Raw genomic sequence first — 13,660 nt, forward strand, 5'->3', positions numbered from 1 at the left:
TGCCTGTTCGAGAGCCCTCGGGACGAGCCGTAACGTGGCCGAATCCGGCTTGCTCCCGTTCATGACCGTGACCGCCAGCAGCGGCAGCCCAAGGGTTTCCCCACAGCTGTTCGACACCCTGCCGCTCTCCAGCGTTCGTCAGGCGGAACAACAGGACCGTTTCCCTGACGGGGGCGAACTCGACACGTTGATCACATTCTTCCGCAGCGGCAATGACCGCCTGGAAGCTTCAAAGATCATCGCCAGCAACGCTGAAGCGATCGTCGCCCGCGCGGCCAACAGAATTTTTGTCGGAGGAACTCCACTTTCGTTCCTCGAGGCGCCACTCAGCACAGGCGAAGTGTCCCGGGCACAGGCCGTCGATACCGCCCCGCTGGCGGCTGACCAGGCCGCCTTCGAACAATCCGTGCGCACCTTCACGGGTGACAGCAGCATCACCAAGCGCGGCAATTTCTTCACCCGGCTCCTTGATGTCGGCGGCGGCGATGCCGATGTACGCGTCGTTCTGCCCACGGGTTTCACCGCCATCAGCGTGGCCAAGTACGGCCCTGCATTCATGCGCAAATCGGTGCGCGACCTGGGCTGGTTTCTTCGCTATGTGGGCTACGCATTGGTGGCCGGAGACCCAAGCATCCTTGCGGTGAATACGCGCGGACTGCGCGACATCCTTCTCAAGAACTGTTCTCTGACCGCCACCAATGTGGCCCTTCAGGAGATGCGAGGAGCCTGCGCAGAGCTGCTTCGGGAGCGCCCAGAGGCCCGCCGACTCACCATCGACTGCTTCAACGTGCTCCTGAAGGAACTCGCCATTGCGACGCCTTCCACAAAACAGAAGCTCGGCAGCCGTGTCAGCCAAGGGCTTCAGCTCCCAGCGATCTACGCCCTGGCATCCGAATCAGCACAGCGTTTCGAAATGCGCCCTGGCCTGTCCGGAGCGGAGAAAACTGAAATCATTCGAGCCGCCTACAGACAGGTCTTTGAGCGCGACATCGCCAAGGGCTACTCCCAGACCCCCTGTCGTTCAGAAGCCAGCCAGCTGGTGCAGGGCAAGATTTCAATGCGGGAATTCATCCGCGCGCTGGGCCGAAGCAAGGAATACCGGAATCAGTTTTACGGACCCTTTGTCAACAGCCGGGTGGTGGAACTGGCCTACCGCCATTTCCTTGGACGCGGCATCAGCTCGCTCGAGGAATTCCGCAAAGCCTTTTCGATCGTCAGCGACCAGGGACTGAACGGTCTGATTGATGTGATCGTGAACAGCAGCGAATATGCGCAAACTTTTGGTGAGGAGACTGTTCCTTACTTGCGCGACCTGGGTGAAGAGGCACAGGAGAGTGCTGGCTGGGGATCGAACCGCCGTTTGTTCCGCTTCAGCGCACCGTTCGAGGGAGCACCCCAATACGTCACGCTGTATGCCTCTTACCGCCAGCCTCTCGCTGATCAGCATGTTTACGGCGGCGGCAATGATCCCGTCGGCAATCAGTACGGAGCGATCTTCCCTTCAGACACGGCTTCGGTGACGACGCGTCCCGCACCCTTCAGCTATGACACCCGCCGCCTGCTGGTGAGCAATGGCATGGCGCAACCGGGACAAATGGACAGTCCTCAGTTCCGGGGCAGCCGGCCTCGCAAGGTGGGACCGCGAGTGGTTCGACTCCAGCAGATCTCCACAGGCGGTTCGGCGCTTCCACGCCGCGGCGGCCAGCCGAGTATTCGCAACACCGAATCCTCAACCCAGGCGGTGATCAAAGCCGTCTACATCCAGGTGCTTGGCAACTCCGGCTACGAAGGAGAACGCCTCAACTCCCAGGAAGCCCGTCTGGAAAACGGAGACATCAGCCTCCGCGACTTCATCCGTAGCGTGGCTCGCTCGGATGCCTTTCGCCGTCGCTACTGGGAAGGCCTTTACATCGCCAAGTCCATCGAAGTGATGCACCGCCGCCTTCTGGGCAGGCCCACCTTCGGTCGCTGGGAGATCGATGCTCTCTTCGACACCGCAGCTCGCCGAGGGTTTTATGGCTTGGTCGATGCCTTGATCGACAGCAAGGACTACAGCGACTGCTTCGGTGAAGACACCGTTCCATACGAACGCTTCATTACGCCCAAAGACCTGACCACCCGTCGTGCTCCGGGATTACGCAGGGCATTGGATCCCTCGATCGGGGCCAGAGTCAACGTGTCAATGACTCCACGGCCAGAAGCGATCCGTCGAGAAGCACTCCGAACGACCGGTGACGTCACCAAGAGAAATATCGCTGACAAGAGTCAGCGCAGCCGCTTCGGCGGAAAGTGGACAGCCGACATCAGCGGCTTCACTCCCCCTGAACAGCTGGCCGCTTTCATGCTTCGGCGCTCATCCGGTTCCGCAGCCACGCTGAACCAGTGGTCCCGTCCATCCCAGTCCAACCGTGGACAAGCTGGGCTTCAGGCGGCACTTCCTCTTGGCGATGCCAGTGGTTACAAGCGACGCGAGGGCCTTCCCACCCAGGCATCCCTCGCGCGGGTGTCTAGTGAATCCGAGCTGCGCGAGATCCTTGATGCGACTTACCGACAACTGTTGAATCGCGTGCCACTGGAAACAGAGCGCCTGACGTCAGCGGAGTCATTACTCAGAAATGGGCAGATTGATCTCGATGGCTTCGTCGAATCAGTTGCCCTGAGCGAACCCTTCCAGGATCGACTCTCGCGGATGGCGCCACTTCGTGCTGCCACCGCAGCTAGCCTTGCTCTGCTTGGAAGAGCCTCCACCCCATCGGAGACCAGCCGTTTCCTCCAGGTGAGAGCTGAATCTGGCCAACCGACTGCCGTGCGCAATCTGCTGGAACTCCGCGCCGAAACCGGTTCTGAGCCTTCGGATGTACCTGGGCTCAGCACACTGAGTTCACGCAGTGGCGTGCCGCAGTCAACCATCACTCGAACGGCAAGTCTCTACGGCGGCAATGCGGGCCTGACCCCACGACCCGATCAAGCACTCTGAACATTACGTTCAAAAGAAAGTTTTACTGTCAAAGAACATCAATTAACGTAAAAGTCAGAGTGACTAACTCCTCCTAGTTTGTGCTGGCTGTTTATAAAAAAGAACCTCAATAAACAACAAGAAGTTCAAACAGCGCAGGGCACACTGGCAATGAAGATCTGTTACCAGGACACAGACTCTCCAGATCGCTGCCTGAGAATTAAGAAGGCAGATGTGTCCCTCGCCTTGCGAGGAGCATGCATTCCACAACGGAAGATCAACAGATACAACATCTGATGGCATTCCGACTCGGATCTCCGCGATTCGAGGCACTGCGGCCCTTAAGCTGCTTCACGATCTCAATCGAGATCACCACACCACTCACCGGATATCGGCCTCCTACGGGTGGCTGCTTGCTTCGAGGTAGAACTGCATGAGCATCGTCTCCAACTCGATCATCAACGCGGACGCCGAAGCCCGCTATCTGAGTCCAGGAGAACTGGACCAGATCAAGGCGTTCGTCAGCGGAGGCCAACGTCGCCTGCGAGTCGCTCAGGTTCTCAGCGAGAGCCGTGAACGCATCGTCAAGACTGCAGGCGGACAGCTCTTTCAGAAGCGTCCTGATGTCATCTCTCCTGGCGGCAACGCCTACGGAGAAGCCATGACCGCAACATGTCTGCGGGACATGGACTACTACCTCCGTCTTGTGACCTACGGCGTAGTCGCTGGTGACGTGACCCCGATCGAGGAGATCGGCGTGATCGGAGCCCGTGAGCTCTACCGATCCCTCGGAACTCCCCTCGAGGCCATGGCTGAAGCCGTTCGTGAGATGAAAACCGTGGCAATGGGCATCCTTAGTGGTGCTGATGCCGAGGAAGCCGGCTTCTACTTCGACTACGTGGTGGGCGCTCTCGCCTGATCACCGGAACCAACGCCCCTTCACGTCACTCCTGAGTCCATGCAAGACGCGATCACCAACGTCATCAACAAGTCCGACGTCCAAGGTCTCTACCTGGATACGGCATCCATGAGCAACCTCGAGAGCTACTTCGCAAGCGGTGAGCTGCGCGTGAAGGCTGCCGCAACCATCAGTGCGAATGCTTCCGCCATCATCCGCGATGCTGTGGCCAAGGCTCTCCTGTACTCGGACATCACCCGTCCTGGTGGCAACATGTACACCACTCGCCGCTATGCAGCCTGCATCCGCGATCTGGATTACTACCTGCGTTACTCCACCTACGCCATGCTCGCTGGCGACACCTCGATTCTTGACGAGCGTGTGCTCAATGGCCTGAAAGAGACCTACAACTCCCTGGGAGTCCCCATCGGAGCAACCGTTCAGGCGATTCAGGCCATGAAAGAGGTCACCGCCTCACTGGTTGGCCCTGATGCTGGCAACGAAATGGGTGTGTACTTCGACTACATCTGTTCCGGTCTCGGCAACTGAGCCCCATGCGGTTGTTCAAAGTCACCGCCTGCATCCCCAGCCCTGAGAAGGTTCGGACGCAGCGCGAATTGCAGAACACCTTCTTCACCAAGTGGGTTCCCTACGACAGCTGGTTCGCTGAACAACAGCGCATCCAGAAACAGGGTGGACGCATTATCAAGGTGGAGCTCTGCACCGGCGGGCAACAGGTCAACGTCGGCAACTGAAATTCAATTCAAAGGTGTGTTCAAACCCGGCCTCTGGTCGGGTTTTTTGTTGTGATCCCTTGGCAAACCGGCCTAAGGACGGCTCAATACATGCAACACCTCCGATCGTTTTGAGCAGCCCCACCGTGATCTCCAAAAGGAGTCGATCCTCACGTCAGGGCACCCTGCGGGAACAGCAGAAGGCTGCTGCTGGATCCAAGCCTTTCTGGGAGCGGTTTCTTCCGCTCGACTGGTCGCTCTGGCCTGCGGAAGCACGCCTGCTGCTGACACTCACGGCCATCTGGAGCCTGGCAGGCCTGCTGGTGCTCGCGTCAGCCAGCTGGTGGGTCGCGGCCCGTGAACAAGGAGAAGGGGCGTACTACGTCAAAAGGCAGCTGGTGTGGATGGCCGCCAGCTGGAGCCTGATGTCATTCACCGCATCGATCAATTTGCGGCGCTGGTTGAAATGGGCGGGGCCCGCACTCTGGATTGGCTGCCTATTGATTGCAGCGACTCTGGTGATGGGAACCACCGTGAACGGCGCCAGCCGCTGGCTGGTGATCGGCCCAATTCAGATTCAGCCTTCCGAACTCGTGAAACCGTTTGTCGTGCTGCAAGCTGCAAACCTGTTTGCACACTGGAAACGGACCGGGCTGGATCAGAAGCTGCTTTGGCTGAGCAGTTTTGGAATTCTGGTGCTGCTGATTCTCAAGCAACCCAACCTGAGCACAGCTGCGTTAAGCGGCCTTCTGATCTGGCTGATGGCCTTCTCAGCAGGACTTCCGCTGTTTCAGCTGTTCGGGACGGCCATCGGAGGAGCACTGCTGGGCACCGCCAGCATCCTGATCAACGAATACCAACGTCTACGCGTGATCTCCTTTCTGAATCCATGGAAGGATCCGCAGGGTGATGGATATCAACTCATTCAAAGCTTGCTGGCGATTGGCTCGGGCGGGGTTTTCGGCCAGGGCTTTGGTCTCTCGACTCAGAAACTTCAATATCTGCCGATTCAGAGCACCGACTTCATCTTCGCGGTCTACGCCGAAGAATTCGGTCTGGTGGGCTCCTTGCTGCTGCTTCTCTTCCTGATGTTGATCGGCTATTTGGGACTGCGCGTTGCCCTCCGATGCCGCAGCAATCAGGCCAGGCTCGTTGCCATCGGTTGCGCGGCACTCCTGGTAGGCCAATCGGTGATGAACGTGGCCGTGGCATCCGGAGCCATGCCAACCACCGGACTGCCACTGCCGCTGGTGAGCTATGGAGGCAACTCACTGCTTTCGAGTTTGATGATCGTCGGACTTCTGATCCGCTGCTCTCTGGAATCCACAGGCTTGATCGGTGGGCGGGGCCAAGCTCAACGACTGGCATCGGATCAACGCCGTTCACGCCCTGATCGATAGGCTGAACTCCGAGTTTTTCTGAACCGGCTTCACCATCGCCTTCCTCGACCTGGCACTGTCCGATCTGGCCCGAAGCGGTGAAGACCTACTGAATCATGCACTTCAGCAGCCTGGTCCGCTCAGTCTTGGTGCTGTTCTGGTCGTGGGAGCCCTCACCAGCCTTGGACCGTGCTCACTGTCGCTGCTGCCGGTGACGCTGGCGTACCTGGCCGGATTTGAAAGCGATCAACCTGCTTGGCAACGAAGTCTTGCCTTTTGCGGAGGCATCGTGGGGGCCCTGGTGATGCTGGGCAGCCTGAGCGGACTGCTGGGTGGCATTTACGGTCAGGTACCTGGTCTGATCCCCACCCTGGTTGCGTTGCTGGCCGTGGTGATGGGGCTCAACCTGCTTGGAGTTGTGCGACTGCCCCTGCCGGCAGGCCCGGATCCCAATGCCTGGAGCCGCAAGGTGCCAGCACCGCTGGCACCGATTGCCGCTGGCCTGGCCTTCGGTCTTGCCGCTTCTCCCTGCACTACCCCTGTGTTGGCCGTTCTGCTGGGCTGGATTGCCAGCAGTGGCAACGCAATCACAGGACTGGTTTATCTCAGCAGCTTCGGAATCGGCCAGGTGCTGCCTTTGCTCCTTGCTGGAAGCATGGCGGCGTCCCTTCCCAAGCTGATGGCGATGCGCTCGATCAGTCGCTGGATCCCCAGCATCAGTGGTGTCGTGCTGCTCACGATCGGCACGCTCACTTTGCTGACGAGGCTGGTCTAAGCATGCGTTTGTTTAAACGACTGCTGGCACTGCTCTCGAGCCTGCGTCTGGCCATTCTGCTGTTGCTGCTGATTGCACTGGCCAGTGCCGTAGGCACGATCATCCCTCAGCAAGAAGCACCTGAGCTCTACCTGGAACGCTTCAATGCCGACCCATGGCTGGGATTGATCAACGGAAACCTGATGCTGCAAGTGCAGCTCAATCACGTTTACTCAAGCGTCTGGTTTCTCTCACTGTTGGCACTGCTCGGGCTGGCACTCACCTTGTGCAGCTGGAGGCGTCAATGGCCGTCACTGAAGGCGGCTCTGCGCTGGACGGATTATTCCCGCCCACGCCAACTGAGCAAACTGGCCCTGGCAGAGACCGTCACCTGCAGCGACAGCAGCGCCGCACTGAATGATCTGGCCTTAGAGCTCAGGGAACAGGGCTGGAACGTGAGACAGCAGAACGGTCGACTCGCCGCCCGACGAGGCGTCATCGGTCGCGTGGGTCCTTTGCTGGTTCATACAGGTCTGGTCCTGCTGCTGATTGGAGCAGCCTGGGGTGCACTGGCAGGACAACGGCTGGAGCGATTTCTCGCCCCTGGACGCTCACTTGATCTGCTGAGTCCAGCCGGCGAAAACAGACTGAGCCTCACCCTGCAGGATTTCGCCATTGAGAGAGATCCCGCCGGCCGACCGGAACAATTCAGCTCGACCTTGCTGCTCAGCCCTCAAGGGAATCAACAAGAGGAACGCACGATCAGCGTGAATCATCCGTTGCGATATCAGGGCATCACCGTTTACCAAGCGGACTGGTCGCTGGCGACGATCACTGTGCAGCTTGGCCGCAGCCCCTTGCTGCAACTGCCATTAAGCAACTTCCCAGAACTGGGCGACCAGATCTGGGGACTCGTGCTCCCCACACGTCCAGATGGGAGTGAACCCGTGTTCCTCAGCACCGGCAGTGAACAAGGTCCGGTGCAGGTGTTTGATTCAGACGGAAGTTTGATCACCAATCTCAGGCCCGGTGGAGACGGGGCTGAGGTGCGAGGACTGCCGCTGAGAGTGGTCGAGATCATGCCGGCCAGCGGCCTGCTGCTCAAGCGTGATCCAGGCGTGCCACTGGTTTATGCAGGCTTTGCGATCACGCTGCTAGGGGGTGGGCTGAGCATGGTGGCCACACGTCAGATCTGGGCTGTTGCTGAGACACAGCAAGCCAAGCTTCACGTCGGCGGCCTTTGCAATCGAAACCTTGCGGGCTTTGCCACAGAGCTTCCCCTGCTCATTAACAGGGTTGGCGCTCTCCATGGCTGACGCGCACCACGGTGTGTACGTTTCCGCGGGGATAGAAATCAGCCTCCAACTGCATCCAAACCGGATCGCAAGCCTCAACCAAGTCATCGAGGATGCGATTGGCGACCTCTTCGTGGGAGATGGTGCGATTCCTGTAACTGTTCACGTAGAGCTTGATGGCCTTCAGCTCAACGACCCGAGGCCCAGGTTGATACAGAAGTCGCAGCACAGCGAAATCGGGGTAACCAGAGAAAGGACAGAGACAGGTGAATTCCGGCAGCTCGATCGAGACCTCATAGGCACGGCCTTGGCGAGGATTCTCAAAACAGATCAGCTCTGCATCGGCAATGGCCCGTTCCCCATAAAGGGGAGTGCGGGTGGTCTCCGCGGGGGATGCACTCATGGTCGAGAGACGACACAACGGTTTGTGAAGACCTTAAAACCCGACATGAGTGTCGCAAGCGCAGAACAAAGCTTGGAAATTCACGATTTCGAGCCTTGATTCATTCCAAACTGTTCACCATGAACAACATTTATGCGGTAGTAATGCATTGAAGGACAAATCGTTGGGCTCGGGCCTGCTCTTACAGACCTCTTCAGCCGGAAGTAGCCACCCGCGTGGCGAAGCAACGCTCCTTCCCACGAAGCGGTCCCGATCAACGATCGGAGCACTCACCACCCTCTTCGAGGCCACTCCTATGACCACGACACAACGCACCTATCGCGGCATCCCCTACAACCCGGCGCAGCATGAGCGCCTAAGCCCAGCCAGGGTTGATCACACCTATCGCGGTCAGCACTACGACGCGCCTCTTTGCCATGCAGCGGCGGCTGAGTCAACCGTGGAACTCCATTACCGCGGCAGCGTTTATCAGCACCGCCGCGAGCAGGCCAAGAAGCCACTCAACTCCTGATTCGGTATCAACGCGTACATCCGTAAAAGCATCGGCAAGCCGTAATGGGGATGTCGACTGAGGCTTCTACATGGATCTCCGCTTGCTCGCTGAAGGCCCTTCCTTCCGGTTGGTCCCAGCCAGCGTTCATGGAATCCTCTGGCTTCAGACCCATTTCGAATCCGAGCACTGGGAACTCCTCGCCGAAGGTCACGTGATTGTGAGTCGGACGGACGCTGAAACACTGATGCTTGACGCCTCCGCAGCCGGCCTGAGCATGAATCCACTTCCTTCCCTGATCCCTACCCAACACGCCTGAGCTCTTAGCTTTTCCAAAGCCGGATAACAGCAATGAAAAAAGTCGAAGCGATCATCCGCCCTTTCAAGCTTGAAGACGTCAAGCTGGCATTGGTGAATGCGGGAATCGTCGGGATGACCGTGAGCGAAGTCCGTGGTTTCGGCCGCCAGAAAGGGCAGGTTGAGCGTTATCGCGGTTCGGAATTCACAGTGGAATTCCTGCAGAAGCTCAAGATCGAGGTGGTCATCGACGATGCTCGTGTTGACACCGTGGTCAATGCCATTGCCGAAGCCGCGAAGACAGGTGAAATCGGAGACGGCAAGATCTTTATCTCACCGGTTGACACCGTGGTTCGGATTCGTACAGGCGATCGCGACGGATCAGCGCTCTGAATCAGATGCTGCTGCCATCACTCACCCAAGGTTGCTGAGACCACATTCTCAATCATTGGAGTGTCGACCTCGTGGTCGATGTACGAGGTCAACCACAGCAGATATTCATGGTTACCGGCTGGTCCGGTCAGGGGAGAAGCCACCAGCCCCGATGGCTTCCAGCCAAGCGGCTGAGCTGCTTCGATCACGTCAGTAATGGCATCAATGTGGGCCGCTGGGTCACGCACCACACCGCCTTTACCGACCCTCTGCCGTCCAACCTCAAACTGAGGTTTCACCAACACGATGGCCTCGCAGTCCTTGGCATCAAGACCCTCAGTGATCATCAGACCACGCAGAGCTGGAAGGACTAACGAGAGAGAGATGAACGACACATCGGCCACGGCCAGTGTCGGGCGTTGATCGGCTTCCCCATACAACTCCTCGGCTGTCAGACGCCTCAAGTTGGTCCGTTCACGCAAGACCACCCGCTCATCGGTGCGCAGGCTCCAGGCGGTCTGGCCGTAACCGACATCAATGCCATAGACACGGCTAGCGCCGTGCTGCAGCAAGCAATCGGTAAAACCACCAGTTGAGATTCCACCATCGAGACAGACGCGTCCGTTCACCTCAACGGGGAAGACCTGCAAAGCGCCCAACAACTTGTCTCCACCCCTTGAAACGAATCGCGGCGGTTGCTCCACCTGAACCAGCGACTCTTCCGCCACTTCCTGGCCGGGCTTCTCAAGACGCTGTCCATGAACATCACGAACCTTGCCGGCACGAATCAATCGCTGGGCCTGCTGGCGTGATGAAGCCAGGCCCAAAGTGAGCAGATGCAGATCCAGTCGGCGTTTACGAGCCATTTCTTCATAAAAGCAGAGGCAAAATCCGAACAAACCTGCGTGGTTCTCCCAGGAACCCAGACAACTCCTTGAGGATCGATCCGAACCGCAACACGGTTATGTCCGCCAAGCAGCAGCCACGGCACCGCCGCAGCCCTCTCAACGTGGTGGAACTCCTGCATCCCGGAACCTTCGTCACCATCGAAAATCACCCCAACGATCTCCCCCCCTTCCAAGTGATCGAATGTCGAGGTGGACGCTGCACGGTTCGACAACAAGCGTGGGGACAGCACGTGCAATGGGAAGTGGAACATCGGCGCCTGCGTTCTGCCTGAGAACCTGGAAACGAACCTGCGTCACCGTATGGTCGAGGATTGACCGTTTGTCTGCGATCCCTTGATCGAGCGCTACACCTTGCCCGAAATGGGCGCGATCTGGACCGATCAGGCCAAGTACCAGAGCTGGCTTGATGTTGAAGTGGCTGCCTGTGAGGCCAACTGCAGCCTGGGACGCGTTCCCAACGAAGCCATGGAGGACATCCGCAGCAAGTCGGCTTTTGAGCCAGCACGGATCCTCGAAATCGAAGCGGAAGTGCGTCACGACGTGATCGCCTTTCTCACCAACGTCAACGAGCACGTCGGCGATGCAGGTCGCTACATCCACGTAGGGATGACCAGCAGCGATGTGCTGGACACCGGTTTGGCCTTGCAGCTCAAGGCTTCCGTCGTTCTGCTGAGGAAGGAACTCAGCGCTCTTGACGCGGCCATCACCAAACTGGCGTCTGAACACAAGTCCACCGTGATGATCGGTCGTTCCCATGCCATTCATGGTGAACCGATCACATTTGGCTTCAAGTTGGCTGGCTGGCTGGCCGAGACCCGCCGCAATGCCGAGCGACTCGAACGGCTGGAGCGGGATGTGGCCGTGGGTCAGGTGAGCGGAGCCATGGGCACCTATGCCAACACTGACCCAGAGGTGGAACGTCTCACCTGCGATCGGCTGGGCCTCACCCCCGATACCGCGAGCACCCAGGTGATCTCTCGCGATCGACATGCGGATTATGTCCAGACCCTGGCACTGATCGGCGCCTCACTGGATCGCTTTTCCACTGAAATCCGCAACCTTCAGCGGACGGACGTGCTCGAGGTGGAAGAGAGCTTTGCCAAAGGTCAGAAAGGCAGCTCGGCCATGCCGCACAAACGCAACCCCATTCGCAGTGAACGCATCAGCGGTCTGGCCAGAGTGCTGCGCAGCTATGTCGTCGCCGCATTGGAGAATGTGGCGCTCTGGCATGAGCGGGATATCAGCCACAGCTCAACCGAGCGAATGATGCTCCCCGACTGCTCGGTGACACTGCATTTCATGCTGCGGGAGATGACAGCTGTGGTGGCAGGTCTAGGGGTGTACCCAGGAAACATGCTCCGCAATATGAACGTGTACGGCGGCGTGGTGTTCAGCCAGCGGGTGCTGCTCGGGCTGGTGGATGCAGGTATGAGCAGGGAAGATGCCTATCGAGTGGTGCAGCGCAATGCTCACAGCGCCTGGAATAACGATGGGGGGGATTTCCGCCGCAACCTTGAAGCTGACCCCGAAGTCACAGCCAAGCTGAGCCCCCAGCAACTAGACGATTGCTTCAGCACCGATCTACACCAGGCAAATCTGGGGGTGATCTGGGAACGCCTGGGGCTTTGAGGCCTGGTCTGAACCATGTTCTGGACCCCCTATGCAGACTGGATTTACGTGGTCGTCAGCGTCAGCGGCATGCTGCTGATCATTGTCCTCGTGCTCAGACCCGGAGCGGGTCCACGTTCTTAACGCATTCACCTGCCCTGCGATGTCAGAAGCGACCAGGATCGAACACGACAGCATGGGGGCCGTGGAAGTCCCCGCAGAGGCTCTCTGGGGAGCGCAAACACAACGGTCTCTGAAGAACTTCGACATTGCGGACGACCTCATGCCTGCGGAGCTGATTCATGCCCTCGCCCGCATCAAACAGGCCGCAGCAAGCGTGAATGCCCGCCTCGGCGTCATCAGTGAGAGCGACTGTGCCGCCATCGCGACGGCGGCTTCAGCAATTGCAGACGGTCAGCATGATGATCAGTTCCCCTTGCGCGTCTGGCAAACCGGCAGCGGCACACAGACGAATATGAACGTCAATGAGGTGATCAGCAACCTGGCGGCTCAGGCTGCGGGTGAGCCGCTTGGCAGCCACCGGCCGGTGCACCCCAATGACCATGTCAACCGTTCCCAATCCACAAACGATGCCTTCCCTGCGGCAATTCACGTGGCAGCCGCCGCAGGTGTCGAACATCGACTGCTTCCTGAACTCGATCGATTGATCGATGTTTTCGCAGCCAAAACCGAGCTCTGGAAAGACCTTGTGAAGATCGGCCGCACCCATCTGCAAGATGCGGTTCCGCTCACCCTTGGACAGGAGGCATCAGCGTGGCGCGACCAGATCGCGGCCGCCCGCGCTCGCGTTGCATGCAGTCTCGCGGAGGTCTATCCATTGCCACTCGGCGGCACCGCGGTGGGAACGGGCCTGAATGCTCCCGATGGTTTCGCCGAACAGGCTGCTCAGGAACTGGCGCAACTCACAGGACTCGCTTTCAGCTCAGCCCCCAACAAATTTGCTGTGATGGCAAGCCACGACGGGCTAGTCCATACGATGGCACAACTGCGCCTGCTTGCCGGGAGCTTGCTGAAGATCGCCAATGACATCCGCCTTCTGGCCTGTGGTCCGCGCGCAGGACTCGCAGAGTTGCATCTGCCCGAGAACGAGCCGGGAAGTTCAATCATGCCGGGCAAAGTGAACCCAACCCAGTGCGAAGCGATGGCCATGGTTTGCACTCAGGTGATCGGCCTGGATGCTGCAGTGGCGATGGCCGGAGCTGGCGGCCACCTACAGATGAATGTCTACAAGCCGCTGATCGGCTTCAATCTGCTTCGCTCGATCACCCTGCTCACGGATTCCTGCCGCTGCTTCCGTGTGGCCATGGTCGAGGGAATCGAACCGAACAGGGCCAGGATTCAGCGTGATGTTGAGCAGTCCCTCATGCTGGTGACACCTCTGGCTCCGATGATCGGGTACGACAAGGCCAGTTCAATTGCGAAATACGCCCATGAGCAGGGTCTGAGCTTGCGCGATGCGGCTCTGGACCTTGGCTATGTCAGCGCTGAGGACTTCGACCGCATCGTCGATCCCGCTGACATGGCACGTCAGCAGGGCTGAAGAAA

General features: G+C 58.8%; 16 protein-coding genes and 1 riboswitch. Of the genes, 14 read left to right on the forward strand and 2 right to left on the reverse strand.

What is annotated here, in order from left to right:
- The first annotated feature begins 61 nt into the window (after positions 1 to 61).
- From SynMITS9220_RS10775 to SynMITS9220_RS10805, 7 genes are all read left to right on the forward strand, one after another.
- Positions 62 to 2,977, forward strand: a complete 2,916-nt coding sequence (locus SynMITS9220_RS10775; protein WP_186992132.1) for a phycobilisome rod-core linker polypeptide — start codon at positions 62 to 64, stop codon at positions 2,975 to 2,977.
- Between the two features lie 412 nt (positions 2,978 to 3,389).
- Entirely contained in the window at positions 3,390 to 3,875 is a 486-nt protein-coding gene (locus tag SynMITS9220_RS10780; RefSeq protein WP_067095786.1) for an allophycocyanin, read from the forward strand.
- Between the two features lie 39 nt (positions 3,876 to 3,914).
- Entirely contained in the window at positions 3,915 to 4,403 is a 489-nt protein-coding gene (gene apcB / locus SynMITS9220_RS10785; protein ID WP_067095780.1) for an allophycocyanin subunit beta, read from the forward strand.
- A 5-nt stretch (positions 4,404 to 4,408) separates the two neighbouring features.
- Positions 4,409 to 4,609 (forward strand): phycobilisome linker polypeptide, encoded by a 201-nt coding sequence (locus SynMITS9220_RS10790; protein ID WP_006851140.1) that lies wholly within the window; start codon positions 4,409 to 4,411, stop codon positions 4,607 to 4,609.
- Between the two features lie 110 nt (positions 4,610 to 4,719).
- Entirely contained in the window at positions 4,720 to 5,988 is a 1,269-nt protein-coding gene (locus tag SynMITS9220_RS10795) for an FtsW/RodA/SpoVE family cell cycle protein (RefSeq protein ID WP_186989197.1), read from the forward strand.
- Between the two features lie 88 nt (positions 5,989 to 6,076).
- Positions 6,077 to 6,742 carry a cytochrome c biogenesis CcdA family protein gene (locus SynMITS9220_RS10800; protein WP_244276886.1) on the forward strand — a complete coding sequence of 222 codons (666 nt, stop codon included), beginning with the start codon at positions 6,077 to 6,079 and terminating at the stop codon, positions 6,740 to 6,742.
- Between the two features lie 2 nt (positions 6,743 to 6,744).
- Positions 6,745 to 8,037, forward strand: a complete 1,293-nt coding sequence (locus SynMITS9220_RS10805) for a cytochrome c biogenesis protein ResB (RefSeq protein ID WP_186989199.1) — start codon at positions 6,745 to 6,747, stop codon at positions 8,035 to 8,037.
- Here the strand turns inward: SynMITS9220_RS10805 and queF are convergent.
- Positions 8,009 to 8,419, reverse strand: a complete 411-nt coding sequence (gene queF / locus SynMITS9220_RS10810; RefSeq protein WP_067095761.1) for a preQ(1) synthase — start codon at positions 8,417 to 8,419, stop codon at positions 8,009 to 8,011. The genes SynMITS9220_RS10805 and queF overlap by 29 nt on opposite strands.
- A 159-nt stretch (positions 8,420 to 8,578) precedes the next feature.
- A riboswitch (Glutamine riboswitch) is annotated at positions 8,579 to 8,652 on the forward strand.
- 62 nt (positions 8,653 to 8,714) lie between these two features.
- Here queF and SynMITS9220_RS10815 point away from each other — a divergent pair.
- From SynMITS9220_RS10815 to SynMITS9220_RS10825, 3 genes are all read left to right on the forward strand, one after another.
- Entirely contained in the window at positions 8,715 to 8,930 is a 216-nt protein-coding gene (locus SynMITS9220_RS10815; protein WP_067095989.1) for a DUF4278 domain-containing protein, read from the forward strand.
- A 70-nt stretch (positions 8,931 to 9,000) separates the two neighbouring features.
- A complete protein-coding gene (locus SynMITS9220_RS10820; RefSeq protein WP_186989201.1) occupies positions 9,001 to 9,228 on the forward strand; it encodes a hypothetical protein in 228 nt (75 codons plus the stop codon).
- Positions 9,229 to 9,260: 32 nt separating this feature from the next.
- Complete coding sequence (locus tag SynMITS9220_RS10825; protein ID WP_067095755.1) at positions 9,261 to 9,599, forward strand: P-II family nitrogen regulator; 339 nt, start codon at positions 9,261 to 9,263, stop codon at positions 9,597 to 9,599.
- 17 nt (positions 9,600 to 9,616) lie between these two features.
- Here SynMITS9220_RS10825 and SynMITS9220_RS10830 read toward each other — a convergent pair whose 3' ends face one another.
- Entirely contained in the window at positions 9,617 to 10,444 is an 828-nt protein-coding gene (locus tag SynMITS9220_RS10830) for a TlyA family RNA methyltransferase (RefSeq protein ID WP_186989203.1), read from the reverse strand.
- 98 nt (positions 10,445 to 10,542) lie between these two features.
- On the opposite strand from SynMITS9220_RS10830, the gene SynMITS9220_RS10835 reads away from it, so the two are divergent.
- The 4 genes from SynMITS9220_RS10835 (at position 10,543) to fumC (ending at position 13,655) form a co-directional block, all read left to right on the forward strand.
- Positions 10,543 to 10,758, forward strand: coding sequence for a hypothetical protein (locus SynMITS9220_RS10835; RefSeq protein ID WP_186989206.1), 216 nt, complete (start codon positions 10,543 to 10,545; stop codon positions 10,756 to 10,758).
- A 61-nt stretch (positions 10,759 to 10,819) separates the two neighbouring features.
- Positions 10,820 to 12,115, forward strand: coding sequence for an adenylosuccinate lyase (purB, locus tag SynMITS9220_RS10840; protein WP_186989207.1), 1,296 nt, complete (start codon positions 10,820 to 10,822; stop codon positions 12,113 to 12,115).
- Positions 12,116 to 12,130: 15 nt separating this feature from the next.
- Positions 12,131 to 12,238, forward strand: coding sequence for an adenylosuccinate lyase (locus SynMITS9220_RS10845; RefSeq protein ID WP_115125595.1), 108 nt, complete (start codon positions 12,131 to 12,133; stop codon positions 12,236 to 12,238).
- A 19-nt stretch (positions 12,239 to 12,257) separates the two neighbouring features.
- Positions 12,258 to 13,655, forward strand: a complete 1,398-nt coding sequence (gene fumC, locus SynMITS9220_RS10850) for a class II fumarate hydratase (protein ID WP_186989210.1) — start codon at positions 12,258 to 12,260, stop codon at positions 13,653 to 13,655.
- Positions 13,656 to 13,660 lie beyond the last annotated feature (5 nt).

The organism is Synechococcus sp. MIT S9220 (assembly GCF_014304815.1).
In the GTDB taxonomy this organism is placed as follows: domain Bacteria; phylum Cyanobacteriota; class Cyanobacteriia; order PCC-6307; family Cyanobiaceae; genus Synechococcus_C.

Coding starts and splice junctions, on each gene's coding strand:
- apcB (WP_067095780.1), top strand. CDS start 3,915: ATGCAAGACGCGATCACCAACGTCATCAACAAGTCCGACGTCCAAGGT.
- SynMITS9220_RS10790 (WP_006851140.1), top strand. CDS start 4,409: ATGCGGTTGTTCAAAGTCACCGCCTGCATCCCCAGCCCTGAGAAGGTT.
- SynMITS9220_RS10780 (WP_067095786.1), top strand. CDS start 3,390: ATGAGCATCGTCTCCAACTCGATCATCAACGCGGACGCCGAAGCCCGC.
- SynMITS9220_RS10775 (WP_186992132.1), top strand. CDS start 62: ATGACCGTGACCGCCAGCAGCGGCAGCCCAAGGGTTTCCCCACAGCTG.
- SynMITS9220_RS10815 (WP_067095989.1), top strand. CDS start 8,715: ATGACCACGACACAACGCACCTATCGCGGCATCCCCTACAACCCGGCG.
- SynMITS9220_RS10845 (WP_115125595.1), top strand. CDS start 12,131: ATGTTCTGGACCCCCTATGCAGACTGGATTTACGTGGTCGTCAGCGTC.
- queF (WP_067095761.1), bottom strand. CDS start 8,419: ATGAGTGCATCCCCCGCGGAGACCACCCGCACTCCCCTTTATGGGGAA.
- SynMITS9220_RS10805 (WP_186989199.1), top strand. CDS start 6,745: ATGCGTTTGTTTAAACGACTGCTGGCACTGCTCTCGAGCCTGCGTCTG.
- SynMITS9220_RS10820 (WP_186989201.1), top strand. CDS start 9,001: ATGGATCTCCGCTTGCTCGCTGAAGGCCCTTCCTTCCGGTTGGTCCCA.
- SynMITS9220_RS10835 (WP_186989206.1), top strand. CDS start 10,543: ATGTCCGCCAAGCAGCAGCCACGGCACCGCCGCAGCCCTCTCAACGTG.
- SynMITS9220_RS10825 (WP_067095755.1), top strand. CDS start 9,261: ATGAAAAAAGTCGAAGCGATCATCCGCCCTTTCAAGCTTGAAGACGTC.
- SynMITS9220_RS10830 (WP_186989203.1), bottom strand. CDS start 10,444: ATGGCTCGTAAACGCCGACTGGATCTGCATCTGCTCACTTTGGGCCTG.
- fumC (WP_186989210.1), top strand. CDS start 12,258: ATGTCAGAAGCGACCAGGATCGAACACGACAGCATGGGGGCCGTGGAA.